Origin of the sequence: Frigoribacterium sp. MEB024 (genome assembly GCF_000878135.1) — a bacterium.
Lineage (GTDB): Bacteria > Actinomycetota > Actinomycetes > Actinomycetales > Microbacteriaceae > Frigoribacterium.
Window position 1 is genome coordinate 1 of record NZ_JXQZ01000081.1, and the last position, 21,587, is coordinate 21,587.

The following is a 21,587-nucleotide window of genomic DNA, read 5'->3' on the forward strand; positions in this document are numbered from 1 at the left end:
CGTCGGCAGCGTCACGGCGCTCACGCCCTACATCGGCTACTCGGCGGCGGCGGCGATCGCGCACACCGCGCTGACCACGAACGCGGCGATCGCGCCGCTCGTCGTGGCAGCCGGCCTCATGACCGACGAGCAGGTGCGCAAGGTGCTCTCGCCCGCCCGCCTCTCGGGGCTCGCGCCGATCACCAGCGCGATCACCGTCATCGACGTCGACGACCCCGCCGCGGCGGTGGCCCGGGCGGCCAACACGACGGGCGCCCGCAACCCGGGCGACGAGACCGCAGGCTGACGCGACCATCGTGCAGGAGGCGCGGTGTCGGGCGGCCGGGCACCGCGCCTCCTGAAGGTCCGCGCCTCTAGGACGTCGAGGGGGCGTGGGTGCTCGGGTCGACCTGGTCGGCGCGTTGCGCGGCCTGCGGCCGTTCGTCGGCCGGCCGGTCTCGATCACCCCGGAGGTGGACGCGCCGGAGTTCGTCGGGTTCGAGCACGCCGCCGTTCTCGCGCAGGGCACGCTCGCGGATCGCCCGGCCCACCCGGACGTCCCACGCGAGGTTGCGAGCCAGGATGTGGTTGCGCGCGGTGTCACGGAGCGGCAGGGGGATGACCTCCTCGGCCTGCACCCCGCGACGAAGCTGACGCATCCGCAGGATCTCGCTGTCGAGCTCACCGCCGATGACGAGCACGAAATTGCTGATGTACGCGTAGAGCAACACGACCACGACGCCGCCCACCCAGCCGTAGAAGCGGTCGTAGTTCGACACCGTCGCGACGTAGACCGCGAAGCCGACCGTGGCGAGCGCCCAGCCGCCGAGGGCGACCATGGCCCCGTACGACACCCAGCGCAGGCGCGGAGGCCGCACGTTGGGCGTGAAGAAGTAGAGCATCGCGACCGACAGCACGGCCAGGGCGACGAGCACCGGCCACTTGGCGATGTTGTAGAGGTCGGTCCAGGGGCGGCCGATGCCGAAGCGTGCGGCCACCGCGTCGCTCAACGTGGGCGTCACGAGCAGGATGACCGCGATGACGGCGAACGACACCATGAGGACGAGCGTGACGATCATCATGTGGCCGCGGAACTTCCAGATGCGGCGCCCCTCCTCGACCTCGTAGGCCGTGTTCATGGCCCGGCCGAACGCCGTCGTGTAGGCCGACAGCGACCACAGCGTGAGCCAGAGGCCGATGCCGAACGCGACGCCGGGGTTCGACAGGCTGAGCATCTGTTCGAGCGGCCAGCGCAGGGTGTCGATCGCATCGGGGGTCAGGACGTACCGGGCCACCGAGAGGATCTCGTCCACGGCGTCGCCGTCGTCGACGAACAGGGCGACCCCCGAGACGAGGGCGAGCGCGCCGGGCACCAGGGCGAGCATCGAGAAGAAGGTGAGCGACCCGGCCGCGTCGATGGTGCGATGGCGCAGGAAATCGTGCCAGACCCGCATCACCACGTACCGGACCAGCGACGGGTCCTCGGGTAGGGAACGCGTCGAGGCCATCCTGCGAGATTACCGGGCCGTCCGGCTCGTCGGGGCAGGCCCGCAGGCTGCGCCGACCCCGGCGTCAGCCCGTAGGGTCGGGGGATGACCTGGTCCGATCCCCGCGGCGTCGGACACGACGCGTACGGCCGCCCGCTGACGCCGTACGCCGAACCCTCCTCCGTCACCCCGGGGGCCGCTCCCGGGTGGTCGGCGCATGCTCCCGCGATCAACCCCGAGCCGGTCTGGTACCCCGTGCAGCCGGTCTTCGTCCAGCCGACGCCTCGCCGCCGGGTGGCCAGTGCCGTGGCGCTCGCCGTCGGCTTCACCGTGATCGGCACCTTCGCCCTGGCCGTCGGCCTGTACTTCTTGATCTTCGTCCAGCCCGCCGTCCTGCTGGCCGGGAGCCTGCTCGCCTTCGTCCCGTTGGCCATCGTCCTGGTCGGCATCTGGTTGGTCGACCGCTGGGAGCCCGAGCCGCGCGTGGCGCTGCTCTTCGCCTTCCTCTGGGGTGCGGCGGTCGCGGTCGGCACCGCACTGATCGTCGACATCGCCCTCACGACGGCGCGGTCGGTGCTCGGGGTCCGCTCGAGCGGGCTCGAGGACGTGCTCGGGGCGGTGGTCCAGGCGCCCCTCGTCGAAGAGGGGGCCAAGGGGCTCGGCGTGTTGCTCGTCCTGTGGATCTTCCGACGACACTTCGACGGCCCGGTCGACGGCATCGTCTACGCGGCGACGGTCGCGGCGGGCTTCGCCTTCGTCGAGAACATCCAGTACTTCGCCCTGCAGGTCGGGGAAGACCTGGCGACGGGCAGCCAGGGGCTCGCCTACGTCTTCTTCGTCCGCGCCCTGATGTCGCCGTTCGCCCACGTCATGTACACGGCCTGCACGGGCTTCGCCCTCGGCCTCGCGGCACGGCGGACGGGTCCGTACGGCGCGATCGGCTGGTTCTTCGTCGGCCTCGTCCCCGCGGCGGGTCTGCACGCGCTCTGGAACGGTGCCCTCTTCGTGGTCGGCGACGGCTTCTTCGTCTACTACCTGCTCGTGCAGGTGCCGATCTTCGTGGCCATGGTGTTGCTCGTGGTGTTCCTGCGACGCAACGAGCGGAGGGTCACCCACGACCGGCTCGCCGAGTACGCCGCGGTCGGCTGGTTCAGCGCCGACGAGGTCGGCATGCTCTCGTCGAGCGCCGGTCGCCGCCGCGCGCGGTCGTGGGCGGCGTCACGGGGCATCCGACCCGCCATGAAGGTCTTCATCTCGAACGCGACGCGCCTCGCCTTCACCCGCCAGCGGCTGGTGAAGGGCCGCCGCGCGCTCGACGAGGCCGTCCAGCGCGACGAGGCCGAGCTGCTGCAGGCCCTGACCGCGAGTCGCGTCGCCCTGCAGGCTCCGCCGACGGCGTTCGTCGGGTACCCCCAGCACCCGGGGTGGCCGCCGCAGGTGCCGCAGCACCCCGGGTCGTCGCAGTCCGGCCCCGGTTGGTGACCTGCACCTCCGCGAGTCCTCTCGCCCCGGGTGCCGTCGACGTGACGACGGCCCCCGACGACTCGGGTCAGGGCGTCGGCGCCTCGGCGTCGTAGCGTCCGAACGCGGGCGTCAGCCGGGCCACGAGGGCGACGAGGGCGACGACCAACAGACCGCCGAGCAGGGGCGGCCAGAAGACGGCGATGCCCGCGACGAGTCCGACGAACAGGTCCCCGACCCGGGGGCCGCCCGTGACCACCACGATGAAGATCCCCTGGAGGCGACCCCGCATGGCGTCGGGCGCGGCCGACTGCAGGATGGTCGACCGGAAGATCGAGCTCACGTTGTCGCTCGCACCCGCTCCGGCCAGCGCGAGGGCGGCCCCGCCGAGGGCGACGAGGTTCGCCTGGTCGAGTCCCGCCGTGACGTCACCGCCGTGGGCCGGCGTCACGAGGAGCACGACGCCGAACGCGGCGATGCAGAGCCCGTAGGCGGTGATCGCCCACCGCACGGCGACGCCCTGTCGGCGCACGTGGCCGAGGCGTCCCGAGAAGACGCTGCTCAGCAGCGCCCCCACCGCGAACGAGGCGGAGAGGACGCCGACCGTCACCGCGCCTCCTCCGATCACGAGCGTGCCGACCACCGGGTAGAGCACGCGGGGCATGCCGAACGTCATCGCCACGACGTCCATGACGAAGGTCGTCCGGATGTTCGGCGACCGCTTCAGGAACGCCAGGCCGAAGCGCAACGACTCGAGCCCCGGACGTTGGGTCTCGCCCTCGGGCCGGATCGGGGGCAGCGTGACGATGCCGAGGAACGCCGTCGAGAACAGCACGACGTCGACCGTGTAGGTCAGCGGGAACCCCACGCTCGCCACCAGCACGCCGGCCAGGGCGGGCCCCACGGTCAGCATGAGACCCATGCTGATGCCGCTCAGGGCGGACGCGGCAGGCAGCAGCTCGCGGGGGAGGAGGCGCGGCACGATCGAGGCGCGCGAGGTCGCGATCATCGTGCCCGCCACGGCGTTGACCGTGGTCAAGAGGTAGAGCAGCCACACCTCGTGCAGCCCGAGGTAGGCGTGCAACGCGATGGCCGCGGTCGAGAGCCAGGCGAAGACGGCGGCGACGAGCGCGACCTTCCGCCGGTCGAAGGCGTCGGCGAGCATGCCGCCGTAGAGGCCGGCCAGGATCATCGGCACGAGCGAGACGACGCCGACGAGCGCGACGGCGAAGGTCGACCGGGTGATCTCGAAGATCTCGAGTCCGACGGCGACGAGCGTGAGCTGCGTCCCGATGCCACTGATCGCGCTCCCCGCGAAGAGGCGGGCGAAGGCCGGGCTCGTCCGCAGCGGGGTGACGTCGATGAACAGCGGGCGACGGACGGTCGCGGCGGGATCGGAAGGCGGAGGCGGAGGCGGGGTGGCGGACAAGCTGCCATTCTTGCCGATCGTGCACATTCCCGCAGGCCCGTGCCGCCCGCCGAGGTCGGTGCCGCGCCGGGTCCGCCCGGGCCCCGCCCCGACCGCGTCGGTGGTCGATCGATTTGGCGTCCCGTCACCGTCGGAGTAGCGTCCATGTGTTCGCATCGATGACGTCATCTCGGTGCGGATGTCGGGTCGGCTCCTCGAGCCTCGCAGGGAGGACGCGAGTGGCCGACCCGCCCCCCCCGGCTCGTCGGTGGTTGGATGGTCGGCATGACTCACGATCCCCAGACCAAGCCCGAGATCGACGCCCCGACCGGCCCCGCCCCCACCGAGCTGACGATCACCGACATCACCGTCGGCGACGGAGCCGAGGCGCAGTCCGGCTCGACCGTCAACGTCCACTACCTCGGCGTCGAGCACGACTCCGGCGAGGAGTTCGACTCGTCCTGGAGCCGTGGCGAGGCCATCAACTTCCCGCTGCAGGCCCTGGTCCGTGGTTGGCAGGAGGGCATCCCCGGCATGAAGGTCGGCGGACGCCGCGAGCTCGTCGTGCCGCCCCACCTGGCCTACGGCCCCGCCGGCGGCGGTCACCCGCTCTCGGGCAAGACGTTGATCTTCGTCATCGACCTGCTCGGCGTCAGCTGATGACGGTCGCCCCCTCGGTCGGCCTCAACGACGGGCGCACCCTGCCCCAGCTCGGCCTCGGCACCTACGGGCTGAACGGCGACGAGGGCACGGCCCAGGTCGTCCAGGCGATCTCGTCGGGCTACCGTCTGCTCGACACGGCGCTGAACTACGGCAACGAGGCGGCCGTCGGGGCGGCGATCCGCGAGACCGACGTGCCCCGTGACGACCTGGTCGTCACGACGAAGTTGCCCGGTCGACACCACGGGTTCGACGAGGCCCTGGCGAGCTTCGACGAGAGCCGGTCGAACCTCGGCCTCGACTTCGTCGACCTCTACCTGATCCACTGGCCCCTCCCGCGCATCGACAAGTACGTCGAGGCGTTCAAGGCCTTCGTCCGGTTGCAGGAAGACGGCCTCGTCGGCTCGGTCGGCGTCTCGAACTTCACGGCCGAGCACCTGCAGCGCGTCGCCGACGAGACGGGTGTGGTGCCCGCGGTCAACCAGATCGAGCTGCACCCGTACTTCCCCCAGGCCGAGCTGCGTGCCGTGCACGAGAGCATGGGCATCGTCACCGAGAGCTGGAGCCCGCTCGCGAAGCAGAGCGAACTCCTGACGGAGGCGCGGGTCACCGACATCGCGCGGGCCCACGGCAAGACGCCCACCCAGGTCGTCCTCCGCTGGCACGTCCAGCTCGGCGCGGTCCCCGTGCCGAAGTCGGCCGACGCCGGTCGTCAGCGCGAGAACCTCGACGTCTTCGACTTCGAACTCACGCCCGACGAGGTCGAGTCCATCAGCGGCCTCGAGCGCGGTCGGCTGTGGGACGGCGACCCGCTGACCCACGAGGAGTTCTAGACCCGGCTCCGACGGGACCACCCCAGGAGGCGCGCTCGTCCCGTCGAGGACGAGCGCGCCTCCTGCGTCCTCGGACCGATTCGGGGCCTCGGCGTCGGTGGCCGGAAGCTAGACTGGCGTGCCGACTTTTCCCGAAGGGTACGAACACCTGTTGTCATCCGAGATCGACCGCGAACGCGCCTACGTGGGCACCCTCTACGAACGCCTCGACGAGCTGAAGGCCGACGCCCGCGTCCGGCTCGAACGGACCCGCCGCGAGACCGTGGGCGGCAACCACCAGAGCCGAAGCGAGCGCGACGCCTACGCGCGCCTGTACGAGGACACCATCGTCCAGCTGGGCTCGGTCGACGAGCGGCTCGCGTTCGGTCGCCTCGAGCTCGAGACGCCCGACCTGCTCGGCCAGACCGGCGACGTCGACCGGCCGGCCGAGCCGGGCGAGGGCGGGCGCTACCGCTACATCGGTCGCATCGGCCTGCGCGACGAGGCCCACCACCCGATCCTGCTCGACTGGCGCGTGCCCGGGGCCAGCGCTTTCTACCAGGCGACCGCCGCGACTCCCATGGGGGCCCGCGCCCGTCGCCACCTGACCCTCGAGGGGCGCACCGTCACCCGTCTCGAGGACGAGGTGTTCGACCCCGACCTGCTCGACCGCGACGACGTGCAGTTGCAGGGCGAGGGGGCGCTCATGGCCGCGCTGACGGCGCAGCGCACCGGCCGCATGACCGACATCGTCGCCACGATCCAGGGCGAACAAGACCGCATCATCCGCTCGCAGCTCGACGGCGTGCTCGTCGTCCAGGGCGGCCCCGGCACGGGCAAGACGGCCGTCGCGCTGCACCGGGCCGCGTACCTGCTCTACTCGCACCGCGACCGGCTGAAGGGCTCGGGCGTGCTCGTCGTCGGGCCGTCGCGGTCGTTCCTGCGCTACATCGAACAGGTGCTGCCCTCGCTCGGCGAGAGCGGCGTCGTCCTGTCGAGCCTCGGCGGCCTGTACCCGGGCGTCGAGGCCCAGACCGACGACGCGCCCGACGTCGCCGCCCTCAAGGGGTCCGCCGAGATGGCCGAGCTGATGCGTCGTGCCGTCCGGTCTCGGCAGATCCGCCCGGCCGAGCCGACCACCATCGACATCAACGGCGAACGCCTCGTGGTGCGCCCCGAGCTCGTCGGCGAGGCCATGCGCAAGGCCCAGGAGCGCGGCAAGCCGCACAACGTGGCCCGGGTCACCTTCAACAAGGCGGCCCTCTCGGCGCTGACGCGCCAGCTGGTCGACCAGATGCGCGAGCACGGCACGACGGTCGACGAGTCCGACGAGGCCGTCCTCCGAGAAGACATCCGGCAGTCGTACGACGTGCGCGTGCTGCTCAACACGGCCTGGCTTCCGCTGAGCGCCGAGAAGCTCGTCGAAGACCTGTACGCCCGGCCGAACTGGCTCGCCTCGATCACCCGGCGTTGGACGCCCGAGCAGCGCGCCCTGCTGCGGCGCGAACGCGGGGCGGGCTTCACGGTCTCCGACGTGCCGCTGCTCGACGAGGCCGCCGAGCTGCTCGGCGAGTTCCAGGCCGGTGTCGACCCCGAGCGCCTGGCCCGCAAGGCCCAGCGCAAACGAGACATCGAGAACGCCGAGCGCGCCATCGAGAACATGGGCGTCGAGGGCATGGTCAGCGCCGAGCAGATCGCCGGGGGCTTCGCCGAGCGCGCGGCGTCGATGACCACGGCCGAGCGGGCCGCGGGGGACCGCACCTGGGCCTTCGGCCACGTGGTGGTCGACGAGGCGCAAGAACTGTCGCCCATGCAGTGGCGGCTGCTCTCCCGTCGGTGCCCGCTGCGGTCGTTCACCGTCGTCGGCGACATCGCCCAGGCCTCGAGCCCGGCGTCGGCGACCTCGTGGGACCGCGCCCTGCAGGCCCTGCTCGGCCGTCGTCGAGGCGGGGGTGCCCAGGGCACATCGGCCCCGTGGCGGCTCGAAGAGCTGACCGTCAACTACCGCACGCCGGCGCAGATCGTGACCTACGCCGAGGACGTCGCGACGTCGACCGGGCTGCGGATCACCCCGAGCCGGTCGGTGCGGTCGAGCGAGTGGCCGGTGCGCGAGGTGACCGGCGCCTCCTCGAAGGACGACTTCGTGCGCGCCACCGTCGAGGCCGTCCGGGCAGACCGCGCGATCGACTCCGAGGGCACGCTCGCGGTGATCGCCCCCGAGCAGGCCGTCCAGGCGCTGGTCGAGGCCCTGTCCGCCGAGTTCGACGGTCTCGTGGCCGCCGGCACGGCGTCGTTGACCAAGCCGATCTCGGTGCTGAGCCCGACGACGTCGAAGGGGCTCGAGTTCGACTCGGTGGTCGTGGTCGACCCCGAGCGCGTTCGCCAGGCCAGCCGCCGCGGCAACGCCAGCCTCTACGTGGCGATGACCCGGCCCACGCAACGCCTCACGGTCGTCTCGTAGGCCGGGTCGGCCCCGAGCCGGGTCAGACCCCGGCGACCCCGAACTCGTGGTCGAGGGCGGCCAGCTCGCGGTCGAACCGAGCCCGCAGCGCTTCCTTCTCGGCGCCGGGCAGCCAGCTGGCGTCGACACCGGCGTAGGCCATCGAGCGCACCTGGTCGGCGGTCGCCCCGATCTGCTCGTGCACGATCCGGTACTCGGCGGCGAGGGTCGTCGGGAACATGCCCGGGTCGTCCGACGCCGGCACGACGTTCAGGCCCGCCTCGAGCATGGCCTCGACGGAGGCGCGGCGCCAGGGACGCCACGACCGTCGCGAGGTCGTCGACACGACGGTGAACGCCACCTGCTCGTCGCGCATGCGCGCGACGACCTCGTCGTCCTCGAGCACGTAGTACCCGTGGTCGATGCGGTCGCAGCCCAGCTGGTCGAGACACGTGATCGTGTTGACCGCGGTGGGGGAGTGCTCGGACGAGTGGGCCGTCCGACCCAGCCCGGCCTCGCCCGCGAGTCGGTAGGCGTCGACGAACCGCTCGGGCGGCCCGCTCGTCTCGAGGTTGTCGAGGCCGATCCCGGCCACGTACTCGTGCGGGTGGTCGACCACCTGACGGACGAGCTCGAGGGCGTGCTCGCCGCTCCGGCTGCGGTCGATGCCCTGGATCATGCGTCCGGTCATGCCGAAGTCGCGCTCGGCGAGCCGGATGCCCTCGGCGTAGGCCTCCACCGAGCCGGTGTAGCCGAGCGACGCGAGGTGCGGCGGGACGGCGTCGAAGAACAGCTCGAGATGCCGCGTCGCACTCGCGTGGTGCGCGTCCTCGAAGGCCTCGTAGACGATCCGGGTGAGGTCGTCCGCGTCGCGCAGCACCTCGACGACCCAGTTGGACGCCTGGAACAACGAGTACGACACCTCTGGCTCGTCGGCGCTGGGCCCCTGCGGCACGGGGATGCGGGTGTCGCGGTAGAGCGCCGGGTCGGGCGGCAGCGAGTTGATGTCGGCGAAGATCCGCTCGGGCTCGTCGGGCAGGACGAGTCCCTCGCGGCGGGCCAGTTCGGCGAACGTGCTCGCGCGGACCGTCCCGATCAGGTGGCAGTGCAGGTCCGCCTTGGGCATGCGGTCCAGGTAGGCCGGGGGCAGGGTGGTGCTCATCAGCGCGAGGTCACCTCACGGGCGAAGCGGTCGACCCACTCCGAGCGGGTGGGGACGAGTTCGGTCGGGTCGAGGGTCGAGTAGCCCGCCGCGACCGGGTCGGAGGCGATGTCGCCCACGACGGCCTCGATCGTGTCGGGCACCGTGGCGCCCGGGTTGACCGGCAGGTCGCCGACGATCTCGGCGGACGAGGTCTGCGCCTCGACCGAGAGCAGGTAGTCGACGAACTGGTTCGCGCCGTCGACGTTCTCGGCACCCGTCGGGATCATCGCGCGGTTGGTGGCCATGTAGCGGCCGGTGGCCGGCGCCGTCCAGGCGATCGGTTCACCCGACTCGACGAGGTCGGTCGCGAATCCGCTCAGCGAGTCCGCGGCGACGATCTCGCCCTGCGTCAGCAGGTTGGTGACCTCGGTGGACGAGCTGTAGAACTGCAGCACGCCCGGGGCCCACTCGCCGAGCTGGTCGAGGGCCGCGTCGATGTCGTAGGGGCCGTCGCCGTACTCGGCGGCGACGCCCGAGACCATCAGCTGGCCGGCCGTCACCGAGATGTCCGGCAGGGCGACCTTGCCTGAGAGCTCGTCCTCGCCGTACAGGCTCCACTCCGCGGCCTCGTCGGCGGTCAGCTCGTCGGTCGAGTACATCGTCCCGTTGAGCTGGTAGCTGTAGGCCGGGCCGAGGTAGGTGTCCTCCTTCGCGAAGTCGGCGATCTCGTCGAGCGACGGCACGGCCGAGGCGTCCACCTGCTGGAAGAGGTCGTCCTCCTGGCCGAGGGCCGCGTAGTAATCCGAGATCAGCATGACGTCGACGTCGGGCTGCCCGCCCGCGACCTGCAGCTGCGACAGGCGGTCCGAGTTCGATCCGGTGTCGACGACGACCTCGATGCCGGTCTTCTCGGTGAACGGGTCGATGACGGCTTCCTGGAACTCCTCGACGCCGAACGGGAACGTGCTCACGGTGATCGTGTCGGCGTCGGGCTCGCCGCCGCCGTCGGCGGAGCAGCCGGCGAGCACGAGGGTCGTCGCGGCGACGCCGGCGACGATCGCCAGGCGGGTGCGGAGGGTGGAGGTCATGGTCGTGTCCTTTCGGGGCGGTCTCGGCGAGACCGGGCGGTGTGGAACGCGGGTGGGTGGGGTGGTGGAGGGGAGAGCCGAGGAGGCGCGCGCGGCTCCGCGCACCGGGCGGGTCAGTCGGCGAGGGCCACGAGCCGCGACGCCGGCGCCGTGACGGTCACCCGGTCGCCGATCGCGACCGTCTCGGAGCCCGTGCTGCGGACGTCCGAGAGCAGACGCACCTCCGCACCGGTGGCGTCGACGGCCTGCACGGTGACGAGCAGGTCGACCCCGCGGTACGCGACGTCGCTGACGACCCCGGCGAGGTGCAGACCGTCGTGCGCCGCGCCTCCTGCGGGGGTCTCGGGCGTGACCCCGAGGTGCTCGGGGCGGATCGCGAGCAGCGTGCCGTCGGCAGCGGTGACGAAGTTCTCGTAGCCGAGGAAGTCGGCGACGAAGCGGTTCGCCGGGTTCGGGAAAACGTGCTGGGGCGACCCCTGCTGCATGATGCGACCGGCACGCATGAGCACCATGTCGTCGCTCATCTCGAGCGCTTCGTCCTGGTCGTGCGTGACGAGCACGACGGTGAGGCCCGTCTCGCCCTGGATGCGGCGGATCTCGGCGCGCATCTGCACGCGCAGGCGCGCGTCGAGGTTCGACAGCGGCTCGTCGAGCAGCAGCAGCTTCGGGCGGATCGCGATGGCGCGGGCCAGGGCGACGCGTTGTTGTTGACCGCCCGAGAGCTTCTTCGGCTTGCTGCCGGCGAGGTGGGCCAGACCGACCAGGTCGAGGGTCTCCATCACGCGACGGCGGCGCTCGGCGGTGTCGACGCCGCGCAGCTTCAGGCCGTAGCCGACGTTGTCGGCGACGCTGAGGTGGGGGAAGAGCGCGTACGACTGGAACACCATGCCGAGGTCGCGCTTCTCGGGCGGGGTGCGCGTGCTGTCGACGCCGGCGATGCGGATCGTGCCCGACGTCGGGGCGGCGTAGCCGGCGAGCATGCGCAGGCTCGTCGTCTTGCCGCAGCCGCTCGGGCCGAGCAGCGTCGTGAGCTTGCCCTCGGCGATCGACAGGTCGATCGAGTCGACGGCGGTGAAGTCGCCGAAGACCTGGCTGACGGCGACGAATTCTGCTGCGGTGCTCATCTGTTGATGCCTCCGAAGATCTTGGCGAAGCCGACGGTGCGTTCGGCGATGACGGCGATGACGACGGTGCCCGCGAGGATCAGCGTGGCCATCGCCGCGACCATGGGGTCGTAGCTCTGCTGCACGTAGTCGAGCATCGTGACGGGCAGGGTGCGGAAGTCGCGGCTCTGCAGCAGCAGCGACAGGGGCACGTTGTTGAACGAGGTGACGAAGCTGAGCAGCGCCGCCGAGAAGATGCCCGGGCGCAGCAGCGGCAGGGTCACCGTGACGAAGGCCCGCAGGGGAGAGGCGCCGAGCCCGCGGGCGGCCTCTTCGAGCGCAGGGTCGGCCAGGGCCAGGGAGGCACCGGTCACGCGGACCGCGTAGGGAAGCATCAAGACGGTGTGTCCGATCAGCAGCACGGGGAAGGCGTCGAGCCGGAACCCGATGACGAGCTGCTGGTAGAGCGCGAGCCCCACCACGAGCTCGGGGACGATCAACGGCGAGAGGAACAGCGCCTCGACGAGCCCCTTGCCCGGCAGCCTGCCGCGATGGATCGCCAGGGTCGCGGGGATGCCGACGAGCAGGGCGAGCACGGTGGCGATCAGGGCGAGCTGGAGGCTCGAGACGAGGGCCTGGGTGAAGGGGTCGTAGCCGAGTGCGGCCTCGAACCAGCGCAGCGAGAACCCCTGGGGCGGGAAGCGCAGGGTGCGTTCACTCGTGAACGCGGTGGCGACGACGAAGAGGATCGGGACGATCATCACGACGTAGCCGGCGACGGCGAGGGTTCCGGCGACCGGGCGGCGGGTGGTCACGAGGTGGCTCCCTTCCGGGCGACGAGCGACGACAGGCCCGACACGACGAAGACCAGGACGGTCATGATCAACGCGGTGGCCGAGGCTCCGGCCCAGTCGATCGTCACGCTCGAGTACGAGAAGAGCTGGGTGGCGAGCATGCGTTGGCCCGAGCCGCCGAGCAGGTACGGGGTCGTGTAGGCGGTGACCGAGCCCGCGAAGACGAGGGTGGCCGCGACGACGACACCGGGCAGGGAGAGGGGCACGACGATGCTCCAGAAGGTTCGGGTGCGGCTCGCGCCGAGTCCGCGGGCGGCGTCGTCGAGGCCCGGGTCGACCTGGGCCACGGCCGAGTAGCACGAGATGATCGCGAGCGGCAGGAACAACTGGGTCAGGCCGAGGACGATCGCCAGCTCGGTGTAGAGCAGCTGTGGGGCCTCGTCGACCAGGCCGAGCGTGGTGAGCAGCTGACCGATGGCACCGTTCTTGCCGAGCACCACGAGCCAGCCGAAGGTGCGCACGACGTTGCTGAGCAGCAGCGGGAAGATCGCCAGGGCGAGCAGGACGCCCGACCAGCGTGAGGTCGAGCGGGCGAGCAGGTAGGCGACGGGGAAGCCGAGGGTCACGCAGATCACGGTCACGACCAGGCCGAGCCCGACGGTGCGTCCGATGATGCGCAGGTCGAAGGGGTCGGTGAGCATCTGGCCGAGCCGGCCGACGATCTCGCCGGCGGTCACGCCGGGTGGGGCGAAGAGCATCGCGAGCGATGGCACTGCGAACCCGATCAGCAGGAAGGCGAGGCCCGGCAGCAGCAACAGCAGCGCGGGTTTGCGGGACGTCACGAGTGTCCTCCGATGGGTTCTGCCTCAGGGGGATGTCGGTTCCACGTCGGGTGAAACCGGTTACATCGACCCTAAGGGCGCAGATCGCCCGCGTCGGTCCTGCCGTGTAAACACCTTGTTACAAGCCTCGGACCGCCGCGCGGGACCGGTTTCACGGAGGCCCTAGGGTGGTGGGCATGACTGGGGCAGGGCGGCTCGCGACGCTGGCGGACGTGGCGACGCTCGCGGGCGTCTCGAAGGCCACCGCCTCACGCGTGCTCAGTCGCCCCGAGCTGGTGTCGCCCGACACGGCCGGTCGCGTGCTCGCCGCCGCCGCGAAGCTCGGCTTCGTGCCGAACCGTGCAGCGCGGCAGCTGGCCCGCGGGCGGACGGGCGTCGTGGCCCTCGTCGTGCCGACCCTCGACAACGCGTTCTTCACGCCGATCATCGCCGGGGCCCAGGCCGCGGCGGGCGAGGCCGACCTGCAGCTGACGGTCGCGGTCCACCCGTTGGCCGAGGCGGGCGAGCTGGCCGCGTTCGAGCGGCTGTCCCACCAGGTCGACGGGTTCATCGTCGTGGCCCCGCGTGGGGCCGACGACGTCGTGCGGGCCGCGACGGGCCACAAGCCGGCCGTGCTCGTCGACCGTGAGGTGGCCGGGGCGTCGTCGGTCGTGGCCGACACGGCGACCGCGTTCGGTTCGCTCGTGTCGCGCTTCGTCGCCGAGGGGCACGAGCGCGTCGTCTACCTCGGTGGGCCCGACGGCTCGTGGCAGAACGTCCAGCGCACGGCCGCGGTGGTCGAGGCCGCCGCCGGACGGGCCGAACTCACGGTGCTGGGGCCGTACCCGTCCACCTTCGAGGCCGGGGTACGGGCGAGCGACGACGTCCTCGCCTCCGGGGCGACGGCCGTCGTTCCCTACGCCACGGCCATCGGGCTCGGCCTGATGTTCGTCCTCCGGGCCGACGAGCACCGTGACCGCTCCGTGACGGTCAGCTCGGAACGCATGGTCGTCGACGCCCTGGGGCTGGTCGGGGTCCCGGCGATCGACGTCGACGGCGAGCACCTGGGGCGGGTCGCGGCCGGTCGCCTGCTCGAGCTGCTGGCACCGGGCGGCCCGTCCGAGCCGACGACCACGCGCCTCCCGGTCCCGGTCCGCTGGCCGTGACCTCGTCGGCGGGCTCCGGCGACCTGGGCCGAGCGGTCGGGGCGGCTCAGCGGTAGTCCGCGGGCCAGGCGAAGGCCGGCGGCGCGGTGACCGTCTCGCCGATCGGCGCGAGCACGAGGTCGATGCGTTCGAAGTCCCGCAGCGGGATGCCGGCCGGGTCGGCCGTGTAGGGGCTGCCCCCGACGAAGGTGTGCAGCTCGAGCCCGTCGTCGTGCCCGAGCGACCCCACGCCCTGTCCGTCGAGCGCGACGTCCCACTCGCTGAACAGCTGTCCCAGGACGAACGTCTCGCGCGTGGGCGACTCGACGTGCACGATGCCGCTCGTGTCGTGCGTGTGGATCTCGGCGGCGAACTTCGTGTCGGAGTCGTGCCCGATGTCACCGGGCACCGTGACCGCCTGCCCGTCGACGGTGATCGAGAGGTGCGTGTGCACGTGCATGGCGAGGTCCTGCCCCCAGACGTTCTCGAGGCCGGCGGCGGCCGCCCTTGTCTCGAGCTGGTCGGTCGCAGGGCGAGCCCACGGAGGCGCGGTGGCGGCCCCGCGGACGTTCAGCGGGTTGCCGCTCTGCACCACGGCCACGCCGATCCCGCCCGCCACGAGGACGACGAGGGCGAGCAGCCCGGCCAGCACCTCGCCCGAGAGCCGTCGGCGAGGTCGGCGCACTCCGTCGCTCATCGCGTCGGACCGGCCTCGGCCTCGGACGTGCTGCGGACACGGTCCACGAGCTCGCGCCACGGGCCGGTGACCTGCTGCTCGGGCAGCTTGGCCTTGCGGGTCGGGCGGGTCTCCGCCGTGATGACCCAGACGAAGCGGTCGGGCTGCACCGCCTGCGCGGCCGCCGGGGCCTGCGACCAGGGCACCTGGTCGATGAGCACGAGCCACGACTCGGTGTCGGGCTCGGAGTCGACGTCGACCGACCAGCTGCGGGTGAGGCCGGCGAAACCACCGGAGCGCGACACGGTGACCTTCATGGGCGCGATGCTACCCCGGCGGTGTGCGGGACAGCAGGGGCTCGCGCCGGCCGGTCTCAGGCCGCCGGGGTGACCCCGACGCCCTCCCACCCGGCCGATGTCGCCCGGGTCTCGTCGGAATCCGCTCCGTACCGTGCCGTGGCGGCTCGGACCGTCGCCGCCGCGAACTGGGCGAAGGAGGCCTCGGTCGACAGGGTGCCGCCGGTGAGCGTGTCGTACCAGATCTGACCCGCTCGCAGCCAGGCCTCGCCGCCCAGGGCCTCGGCGACGAGGTAGAAGGCCCTGTTGGGGATGCCCGAGTTGAGGTGCACCCCACCGTTGTCGTCGGTGGTCTCGACGTAGTCGTCCAGATGACCGGGTTGAGGGTCCTTCCCGAGGACGTCGTCGTCGTACGCGGTGCCCGGGGCCTTCATCGACCGCAGTGCCCGACCCTGCACGTCGGGGGTGAAGAGCCCCTCGCCGATGAGCCAGGTCGCCTCGTCGGCGGTCTGGCCGAACAGGTGCTGCTCGACGAGGGCCCCGAACACGTCGCTGACCGACTCGTTGAGTGCACCCGACTGCCCCTGGTAGGTGAGGTTCGCGGTGTACTGGGTGACCCCGTGGGTGAGCTCGTGCCCGATGACGCTGACCGACGCCGTGAAGCGTTCGAAGACCTCGCCGTCTCCGTCGCCGAAGACCATCCGCTCGCCGTTCCAGAAAGCGTTGTCGTAGTCCTGGCCGTAGTGGACGGTCGCGTCGAGGGGCAGCCCGGCGCCGTCGATCGACGATCGCCCGTAGACCTCGCGGAAGAGCGCGTAGGTCGCGCCGAGTGCGTCGTACGCCTCGGTGGCGGCGACGTCGTCGGTGGCGGGTTCACCCTCGCCGCGGACGCGGACGCCCGGCAGCTCTTCCGTGCCCTGGGCGTCGAACACCGTGCGCTCGAGCACGGACTCGGCGCCGAGCGCGCTCCGGACGACGGGGGGAGTCGCGTTGCGGTCGACGGACTCCATCGCGAGCAGCCCGTTGCGTGCGGCCTGCGGCGCCCGGTGCAGGCGGGGCGAGTCGGCCTCGGCGAGGTGGGCGAGCAGGTACGGGGGGACGATGAACCGCGACATGCGTGCACTCTCGCACGCGCCTCCGACATCGGGCCCGACTGTTCACACGATCGTGACGTACCGGTCGGTCGCGCGTCGCCGTCCGGACGACGAAGGGCGCGAGGGGCGGGGGGCGCCGTCCGCCCGACTAGCGTTGACGGCATGACCGTCACCGATGCCTCCACGTTCGTCGACAGCAAGATCGCCGTCGTCCCCGACTTCCCGAAGCCCGGCATCCTCTTCCGCGACGTCACCCCGCTCTTCTCCGACGCCGACGCCTTCGCCACCGTGACCACGGCGCTCTCCGAGCCGTTCGACGGCGGGTTCGTCGCCGTCGCCGGCATCGAGGCGCGCGGCTTCGCGCTCGCCGGGGCCATCGCCATCGAGCAGGGCGTCGGCGTCCTCACGGTGCGCAAGGCGGGCAAGCTGCCCGGCGAGGTCCTGAGCGAGAGCTACGCCCTCGAGTACGGCGAGGCCACGCTCGAACTGCGTCCGAACCAGATCCCGGCGGGGTCGAGCGTCCTGATCGTCGACGACGTGCTCGCGACCGGCGGCACGGTCGAGGCGACCGTCACCCTGCTCGAGCGCGCGGGCTACGTCGTGGCCGGCGTCGCCGTGCTGCTCGAGCTCGACGGTCTCGGCGGCCGGGCCCGACTCGAAGGCCACGTCCCGGTGCACGCCCTCTCGTCCGCACCCGCCTGACGCCATGGAAGAGTTGTGGTGGTGGCTCCTGTTCCTGCTCTTGCTCAGTGCGTTCTTCTGGTACGTCCTGAGTGTCGTCTTTTTTCTCGCTCTCGGCCTCGTCTCCCGGCGGAGCGATGCATCGCTGACGGAGCGGATCTTGGGGTTTGCTCGCAGCGCGAGAAGAGACGATGCGACGCCCCATTGGCAGCTCGATCACCGCTGGTCGTCGGTGCAGCACCAGGGTCGAGCGATGAGTGTCGCCAAGCGGGCACACGCGCGATTCGCCCTACCACTGGTTCTCGTCGCATTCCTCGTCCTGCTGTTGTCGCTCGGGCAGATGATGGCGATGGTGGAGATAGCGCAGTCTGAGGCCGTTCCTCCCGCGGCATGGTCGATCGCGTTGTTCTTCTCTGGTCTCGCCCTTGCCTTTTTCACCCTGTGGATGGAAGCGCGCAGATGGGAGCAGCGGACGACGCCGTCGTGGCGCGTCCTCGACGTCGGAACCCGCATGATGGCGATGCGAAGGGCCGACGAGGTCGGTGCGGCCGGGCTGAGACCCCTCGCGGTGCGGTTGCAGACGATCGTGGTCCAGACCCTCCTCGAGAGGACGAATGCGCTCGAGCAGTTGGACTGGGCGACGAGACTCAGCGCGCCTGCCGCCGAGTGGATCGCTGGCGGCACGGATGACGTTCTCGAGGATGAGTTCCTCCTCGAGCGTTGGGTCGGCGATGCGACGGATCTCGTGGCTCTCGTCGTTCCTGCTCCTGTGTCGATGGCGGTGGACAACGGTGTCGCGATCCACCCGATCGCGGGAGCGTTACGCGAGATCGAGATGACGCGACTCCACCGAGAGCGTCCAACGCACCTCGTCGGCCTTCTGTCGGTCTGGTCCTTGGCAGCCGCATCGGCATTCGGCATCGTCGCTGTCTTGCAAGAATTCGGTGACTCTGCGCAAGTCATCGGAGGGTTGGCGGCTGGGTTGGATGACGATTTCGTGGATGTGCTCACCTCGATGGGGTCGGTGGCGGCCTTCGTAACTGCTCTCATCGCCTTGATCAAGGCGCTTGTTCGTCGAGCGCACCGCGGCTGAAGCGAAGAGGTCGCGCCTGAACGTTCTCGTCGGCCGGGCGCCGGTGGCCGACCGGCCTCAGGCGAACGAGCGCGCGGCCTCGAGCGCCCCGGGGAAGAGCAGCCCGGCCCCGCCGAGCAGGCAGGCGAGGGCCACGAGAACGAAGACCCCGACCCACACGACGCCCGGCACCCGGGTCAACCCGGCGAGCTGGTCGGCGTCCGACGCGGTCGAGCGGGAGCGACGCCGGCTCCGCTGCAGCTCGAGCGACGCGCGCAGCGCCCCGAACCCCAGCACCGCCGTGACGACCAGCCCGAACACGGCCTGCCAGGTCGGTGACGCGAAGAACGTGACGACGACGACGAGGGCCGCGCCCAGCAGCACCACCCAGAGCCCGAACCAGTTGCGGATCTGCACGAGCATCAGCGCGAGCAGCAGCAGCAGCGCCCAGAGCAGCCCCGCCGCGTAGCCGGCCGACAGCAGCCACGCGGCGCCCAGGGCGGCGATCGCGGGTGCGGTGTAGCCGGCGAGGAGCGTGATGATCATGCCCGGCCCGGTCCGCGGCCCCTTCGAGACGGTCAGGCCCGAGGTGTCCGAGTGCAGGCGGATGCCCGTGAGCCGCCGCCCGGTCAGCACCGCGGCGAGCCCGTGCCCGCCCTCGTGCACGACGGTGACGGCGTGCCGCACGGTGTGCCAGGTGCCCGGCAGCAGCACCAGCAGCAGGCCGGCGACGACGCTGCCGAGCAGCCACGAGCCGGGCAGGGGGGCGGCGAGCTGGCTGATCCGGGCCCAGAGGTCGGTGAGAGCGTCCACGCGACGAGCCTAGGAGGCGCGGTGCACGCGGTCGGACGCCGCGCCTCCTCGGCCCTGCCGCGGTCGCCCCCGGGGCGGGTCGTCCTCCAGGCTGATCTTCGGCCGTTCCGGGCGTCCTCCCACCGACCGGTGCCGCACGATGGACGGATGCGTCGCGCCGTCCTCCTCCTGCTCACCCTCGTCTACCTCGCCGGGGTCGCCTGGATGACCCTGCGCCCGAGCGTCTACGACGCGAACACCGGGGCACTGCTCTGGCGGGCGCTCGACGTCTTCGCCCGGCACGACGAGACCTCGTGGATCACCTTCGCCCGGGTCGAGGCCGCCGCGAACGTGGCGATGTTCGTGCCGATGGGCATGTTCCCGGCGCTGCTGCTGCCCAAGCGGTTCTGGTGGGTCGGCATCGTGGTGGGCTTCGCCGCGACGGTGGGCATCGAGACCGTCCAGGCGACGTACCTGTCGGCGACGCGCTTCTCCGACCCGCAGGACCTCGTGATGAACACCCTCGGGGCGGCGATCGGTGCAGCGTTCGTCGGACTCGTCCTGCCCCGTCGGCGTCGCGGTCGGAGCCGACCGCGACAGCGGGCGGCGTCGCCCGTCTGGTAGGCTCCTCAGGTTGCCGTCTGAACGGCCGCGGAGAAAGAGAGCTCGCACATCCGGTGACGAGCACCGCGCAACGAACTGAAAGGGGATCCCTCCATGGCACTCGCACCTGACGTCAAGACCCGGATCATCGAAGAATACGCGACCCACCCCGGCGACACCGGATCCCCCGAGGTCCAGGTCGCCGTGATGACGCAGCGCATCCTCGACCTGACCGAGCACCTCAAAGAGCACAAGCACGACCACCACTCGCGTCGTGGCCTGTTGCTGCTCGTCGGCCAGCGCCGTCGCCTCCTGGGCTACCTGTCCAAGGTCGACATCGAGCGCTACCGTACGCTCATCGGTCGTCTCGGCCTGCGCCGCTAGTCTTCGCGCTCCGAACGTCTCGACGACGGCCCTCTCGGCACGCAGCTCCGGCTGCACGCCGAGGGGGCCGTTCTCTCGTTCCCGCCGAGGCGCTCCCGACTGCCGGTCGACGCGACCGGACTCAGTACCAGTTGTGCGCGACCGAGTGCGCCCACGCAGAGCACATGGTGCCGTAGCTGCTCTGGATGTACGAGATGCCCCAGTTCACCTGGGTCCTGTAGTTCGTCTGCCAGTCCAGCCCGAACGAGGCCATCTTGTTGCCCGGCAGCGACTGGGGGATCCCGTACGCGCCGCTGGACGGGTTGGACGCGTTCGTCCGCCAGCCGGACTCCTTGTTCCAGAGCTGCACGAGGCAGGTGTACTCGGCTCCGCCGCCGACCTTCGTGGCGGCGTAGGCCTTCGCACCGGCCGGATCGTTCACGGCACCGACCGGGGGAGCCGTGCCGCCGCCGCCCGAACCGCCGCCGGTGCCGGGCGCCGTGCCTCCGGACGAGGCGCTGCCTCCCGACGATGCCCCACCGGCTCCGGACGAGCCCGACGGAGCCTTCGCCGCAGATGCGGCCTGAGCCTTCGCCGCCGCCTGTTGCGCCGTGAACGCCTGCTGAGCCGCGACCCCGGTCCGGTACTGCTGTTCGAGCTCGGCCGTCGAGTCCTTGAGGGCGGCGAGCTGGGCGTAGAGATCGGCCGATCGTTCGGTGGCGTCGGCGACCTCGCCGTCCGCGGTCGCCTGCGCCGCGGTGGCCTGGTCGGCCGTGGCCTGCGCGTCGCGGGCGAGGGCGTCGCGCCGATCGGCCGCGGTGGTCGCCTGCTCGCTGAGCGAGGACACCGTGTTGCTCGCGGTGGTGGCATCGGCCAGCACCGTCTGCCACCGGTCGCCGAGTTGCGTCAACGAGCCCAGTTGGTAGAGGGCGGCGCCGGGGTCGGGCGACGTGAAGAGGTCGGTGCCCATGGTCTGCGTGCCGCCGGTGCGGAACAGGCTGCCGGCCAGCTGACCGGCCTCCCGCTTCGCGGTGTCGGCGGTGGCCCGCGCACGCTCGGCGTCCGCGGCGAGTTCGTCCGCCCGTTGCGCGGCAGCCGCGAGGTCTGCCTGGGCCGTCGCGTTCGCCTGGTCGGCGAGGACCGCCTCGTCGCTGCGGTCGGACGCGGCCTTCTCGAGGCTGTCGAGCGACGCGTCGATCAGGTCGACCTGCGCCTGGGTCGCCGCGGCGTTCCCCTTCGCGGCCTCGACCTGTGCCCAGGTCGGGTACCCCGCGGCGGACGCGGCGGACGGTGCCACGAGCGTCGTCAGGACGAGACCCAAGGAGGCGCCGGTCGCCACCGCGAGACGGCTCGCGCGACGATCCCGGCCGGACCTGTCGTGAGCACGCATGGTCTCGACCCTAACGCCGTCCCCCCGGCACCGCGCCTCCCCGTCCGGGCGACACCCACGGTCCGCACCCCGGCCGGACGGGTGCGAGTGCTAGCATCGCCCTCGGAGCAGGCCGGTACGGCTGCTGGTCACCGGTGGTGACAGGCGGAATGCCCCGAACGGCGCCGAGCGTCCGGGTCGGGCGCGGGGTCCGACCGTTTCTACTGTTGGCCAGACGTGCCACCGCCTCCGTCGCGTTGTTGCACGTGCATGTCGCCATGCCGTCCACGCCGCCCGCT

Annotated in this window: 21 protein-coding genes and 1 pseudogene; 10 read left to right on the forward strand and 12 right to left on the reverse strand. The window is 71.5% G+C overall.

Going from position 1 to position 21,587, the window contains the following annotated elements:
- Window positions 1–286: pseudogene (locus SZ60_RS13245) on the forward strand (hypothetical protein); the annotation flags it as partial.
- A 67-nt stretch (window positions 287–353) separates the two neighbouring features.
- On the opposite strand, the gene SZ60_RS13250 reads toward SZ60_RS13245, so the two are convergent.
- Window positions 354–1,487, reverse strand: coding sequence for a YihY/virulence factor BrkB family protein (locus SZ60_RS13250; protein ID WP_082060156.1), 1,134 nt, complete (start codon window positions 1,485–1,487; stop codon window positions 354–356).
- 84 nt (window positions 1,488–1,571) lie between these two features.
- On the opposite strand from SZ60_RS13250, the gene SZ60_RS13255 reads away from it, so the two are divergent.
- Window positions 1,572–2,948, forward strand: coding sequence for a PrsW family intramembrane metalloprotease (locus SZ60_RS13255; protein ID WP_082060157.1), 1,377 nt, complete (start codon window positions 1,572–1,574; stop codon window positions 2,946–2,948).
- A 67-nt stretch (window positions 2,949–3,015) separates the two neighbouring features.
- On the opposite strand, the gene SZ60_RS13260 is transcribed toward SZ60_RS13255, so the two are convergent.
- Window positions 3,016–4,356 carry an MFS transporter gene (locus SZ60_RS13260; protein ID WP_231567167.1) on the reverse strand — a complete coding sequence of 447 codons (1,341 nt, stop codon included), beginning with the start codon at window positions 4,354–4,356 and terminating at the stop codon, window positions 3,016–3,018.
- A 264-nt stretch (window positions 4,357–4,620) separates the two neighbouring features.
- On the opposite strand from SZ60_RS13260, the gene SZ60_RS13265 reads away from it, so the two are divergent.
- The 3 genes from SZ60_RS13265 (at window position 4,621) to SZ60_RS13275 (ending at window position 8,268) form a co-directional block, all read left to right on the forward strand.
- Window positions 4,621–4,995, forward strand: a complete 375-nt coding sequence (locus SZ60_RS13265) for an FKBP-type peptidyl-prolyl cis-trans isomerase (protein ID WP_043596717.1) — start codon at window positions 4,621–4,623, stop codon at window positions 4,993–4,995.
- Window positions 4,995–5,828, forward strand: coding sequence for an aldo/keto reductase (locus tag SZ60_RS13270; protein WP_043596643.1), 834 nt, complete (start codon window positions 4,995–4,997; stop codon window positions 5,826–5,828). The genes SZ60_RS13265 and SZ60_RS13270 overlap by 1 nt, the downstream gene beginning before the upstream one ends.
- Window positions 5,829–5,946: 118 nt before the next feature.
- A complete protein-coding gene (locus tag SZ60_RS13275; RefSeq protein WP_231567168.1) occupies window positions 5,947–8,268 on the forward strand; it encodes a UvrD-helicase domain-containing protein in 2,322 nt (773 codons plus the stop codon).
- A gap of 22 nt (window positions 8,269–8,290) precedes the next feature.
- Here SZ60_RS13275 and SZ60_RS13280 read toward each other — a convergent pair whose 3' ends face one another.
- The 5 genes from SZ60_RS13280 to SZ60_RS13300 all read right to left on the reverse strand — a co-directional run bounded on the left by SZ60_RS13280 (window position 8,291) and on the right by SZ60_RS13300 (window position 13,218).
- Window positions 8,291–9,409 carry a hypothetical protein gene (locus SZ60_RS13280; RefSeq protein ID WP_231567169.1) on the reverse strand — a complete coding sequence of 373 codons (1,119 nt, stop codon included), beginning with the start codon at window positions 9,407–9,409 and terminating at the stop codon, window positions 8,291–8,293.
- Window positions 9,409–10,479, reverse strand: coding sequence for an extracellular solute-binding protein (locus SZ60_RS13285; protein ID WP_043596644.1), 1,071 nt, complete (start codon window positions 10,477–10,479; stop codon window positions 9,409–9,411). Before SZ60_RS13285 ends, SZ60_RS13280 begins: the two co-directional genes overlap by 1 nt.
- Before the next feature lie 113 nt (window positions 10,480–10,592).
- Complete coding sequence (locus SZ60_RS13290) at window positions 10,593–11,603, reverse strand: ABC transporter ATP-binding protein (protein WP_043596646.1); 1,011 nt, start codon at window positions 11,601–11,603, stop codon at window positions 10,593–10,595.
- Window positions 11,600–12,397, reverse strand: coding sequence for an ABC transporter permease (locus SZ60_RS13295; protein WP_231567170.1), 798 nt, complete (start codon window positions 12,395–12,397; stop codon window positions 11,600–11,602). Before SZ60_RS13295 ends, SZ60_RS13290 begins: the two co-directional genes overlap by 4 nt.
- Window positions 12,394–13,218, reverse strand: a complete 825-nt coding sequence (locus SZ60_RS13300; RefSeq protein WP_043596647.1) for an ABC transporter permease — start codon at window positions 13,216–13,218, stop codon at window positions 12,394–12,396. The genes SZ60_RS13295 and SZ60_RS13300 overlap by 4 nt, the downstream gene beginning before the upstream one ends.
- A 176-nt stretch (window positions 13,219–13,394) precedes the next feature.
- Here SZ60_RS13300 and SZ60_RS13305 point away from each other — a divergent pair, with 176 nt between their 5' ends.
- Window positions 13,395–14,363, forward strand: coding sequence for a LacI family DNA-binding transcriptional regulator (locus SZ60_RS13305; protein WP_043596649.1), 969 nt, complete (start codon window positions 13,395–13,397; stop codon window positions 14,361–14,363).
- 46 nt (window positions 14,364–14,409) lie between these two features.
- On the opposite strand, the gene SZ60_RS13310 is transcribed toward SZ60_RS13305, so the two are convergent.
- The 3 genes from SZ60_RS13310 to SZ60_RS13320 are packed head-to-tail and all read right to left on the reverse strand — an operon-like array spanning window position 14,410 to window position 16,429.
- A complete protein-coding gene (locus SZ60_RS13310; protein WP_052505403.1) occupies window positions 14,410–15,039 on the reverse strand; it encodes a hypothetical protein in 630 nt (209 codons plus the stop codon).
- On the reverse strand, window positions 15,036–15,335 hold the full coding sequence (locus tag SZ60_RS13315) for a protealysin inhibitor emfourin (protein ID WP_043596651.1): 300 nt from the start codon (window positions 15,333–15,335) through the stop codon (window positions 15,036–15,038). Before SZ60_RS13315 ends, SZ60_RS13310 begins: the two co-directional genes overlap by 4 nt.
- A 56-nt stretch (window positions 15,336–15,391) precedes the next feature.
- Window positions 15,392–16,429 carry a M4 family metallopeptidase gene (locus SZ60_RS13320; RefSeq protein WP_043596653.1) on the reverse strand — a complete coding sequence of 346 codons (1,038 nt, stop codon included), beginning with the start codon at window positions 16,427–16,429 and terminating at the stop codon, window positions 15,392–15,394.
- A 141-nt stretch (window positions 16,430–16,570) separates the two neighbouring features.
- Here SZ60_RS13320 and SZ60_RS13325 point away from each other — a divergent pair, with 141 nt between their 5' ends.
- Together SZ60_RS13325 and SZ60_RS13330 are read left to right on the forward strand one after the other, a co-directional pair.
- Window positions 16,571–17,110 (forward strand): adenine phosphoribosyltransferase, encoded by a 540-nt coding sequence (locus SZ60_RS13325; protein WP_043596654.1) that lies wholly within the window; start codon window positions 16,571–16,573, stop codon window positions 17,108–17,110.
- Window positions 17,111–17,114: 4 nt separating this feature from the next.
- The gene (locus SZ60_RS13330; RefSeq protein ID WP_043596655.1) at window positions 17,115–18,182 is read left to right on the forward strand and encodes a hypothetical protein; all 1,068 of its coding nucleotides are present in this window, start codon (window positions 17,115–17,117) and stop codon (window positions 18,180–18,182) included.
- Between the two features lie 57 nt (window positions 18,183–18,239).
- Here the strand turns inward: SZ60_RS13330 and SZ60_RS13335 are convergent, their stop codons facing one another.
- The gene (locus tag SZ60_RS13335) at window positions 18,240–18,974 is read right to left on the reverse strand and encodes a M50 family metallopeptidase (protein WP_043596657.1); all 735 of its coding nucleotides are present in this window, start codon (window positions 18,972–18,974) and stop codon (window positions 18,240–18,242) included.
- 147 nt (window positions 18,975–19,121) lie between these two features.
- On the opposite strand from SZ60_RS13335, the gene SZ60_RS13340 reads away from it, so the two are divergent.
- Window positions 19,122–19,577, forward strand: coding sequence for a VanZ family protein (locus SZ60_RS13340; RefSeq protein ID WP_043596658.1), 456 nt, complete (start codon window positions 19,122–19,124; stop codon window positions 19,575–19,577).
- Between the two features lie 93 nt (window positions 19,578–19,670).
- Window positions 19,671–19,940 carry a 30S ribosomal protein S15 gene (rpsO, locus tag SZ60_RS13345; protein ID WP_043596660.1) on the forward strand — a complete coding sequence of 90 codons (270 nt, stop codon included), beginning with the start codon at window positions 19,671–19,673 and terminating at the stop codon, window positions 19,938–19,940.
- A 121-nt stretch (window positions 19,941–20,061) separates the two neighbouring features.
- Here rpsO and SZ60_RS13350 read toward each other — a convergent pair whose 3' ends face one another.
- On the reverse strand, window positions 20,062–21,309 hold the full coding sequence (locus SZ60_RS13350; RefSeq protein WP_156155611.1) for a hypothetical protein: 1,248 nt from the start codon (window positions 21,307–21,309) through the stop codon (window positions 20,062–20,064).
- Window positions 21,310–21,587 lie beyond the last annotated feature (278 nt).

What these genes read in the sequence shown, in the direction of transcription:
- SZ60_RS13255 (WP_082060157.1), top strand. Translation starts at nt 1,572, where the DNA reads ATGACCTGGTCCGATCCCCGCGGCGTCGGACACGACGCGTACGGCCGC.
- SZ60_RS13265 (WP_043596717.1), top strand. Translation starts at nt 4,621, where the DNA reads ATGACTCACGATCCCCAGACCAAGCCCGAGATCGACGCCCCGACCGGC.
- SZ60_RS13305 (WP_043596649.1), top strand. Translation starts at nt 13,395, where the DNA reads ATGACTGGGGCAGGGCGGCTCGCGACGCTGGCGGACGTGGCGACGCTC.
- SZ60_RS13290 (WP_043596646.1), bottom strand. Translation starts at nt 11,603, where the DNA reads ATGAGCACCGCAGCAGAATTCGTCGCCGTCAGCCAGGTCTTCGGCGAC.
- SZ60_RS13330 (WP_043596655.1), top strand. Translation starts at nt 17,115, where the DNA reads ATGGAAGAGTTGTGGTGGTGGCTCCTGTTCCTGCTCTTGCTCAGTGCG.
- SZ60_RS13325 (WP_043596654.1), top strand. Translation starts at nt 16,571, where the DNA reads ATGACCGTCACCGATGCCTCCACGTTCGTCGACAGCAAGATCGCCGTC.
- SZ60_RS13340 (WP_043596658.1), top strand. Translation starts at nt 19,122, where the DNA reads ATGCGTCGCGCCGTCCTCCTCCTGCTCACCCTCGTCTACCTCGCCGGG.
- SZ60_RS13320 (WP_043596653.1), bottom strand. Translation starts at nt 16,429, where the DNA reads ATGTCGCGGTTCATCGTCCCCCCGTACCTGCTCGCCCACCTCGCCGAG.
- SZ60_RS13310 (WP_052505403.1), bottom strand. Translation starts at nt 15,039, where the DNA reads ATGAGCGACGGAGTGCGCCGACCTCGCCGACGGCTCTCGGGCGAGGTG.
- rpsO (WP_043596660.1), top strand. Translation starts at nt 19,671, where the DNA reads ATGGCACTCGCACCTGACGTCAAGACCCGGATCATCGAAGAATACGCG.
- SZ60_RS13280 (WP_231567169.1), bottom strand. Translation starts at nt 9,409, where the DNA reads ATGAGCACCACCCTGCCCCCGGCCTACCTGGACCGCATGCCCAAGGCG.
- SZ60_RS13250 (WP_082060156.1), bottom strand. Translation starts at nt 1,487, where the DNA reads ATGGCCTCGACGCGTTCCCTACCCGAGGACCCGTCGCTGGTCCGGTAC.
- SZ60_RS13315 (WP_043596651.1), bottom strand. Translation starts at nt 15,335, where the DNA reads ATGAAGGTCACCGTGTCGCGCTCCGGTGGTTTCGCCGGCCTCACCCGC.
- SZ60_RS13350 (WP_156155611.1), bottom strand. Translation starts at nt 21,309, where the DNA reads ATGCGTGCTCACGACAGGTCCGGCCGGGATCGTCGCGCGAGCCGTCTC.
- SZ60_RS13285 (WP_043596644.1), bottom strand. Translation starts at nt 10,479, where the DNA reads ATGACCTCCACCCTCCGCACCCGCCTGGCGATCGTCGCCGGCGTCGCC.
- SZ60_RS13270 (WP_043596643.1), top strand. Translation starts at nt 4,995, where the DNA reads ATGACGGTCGCCCCCTCGGTCGGCCTCAACGACGGGCGCACCCTGCCC.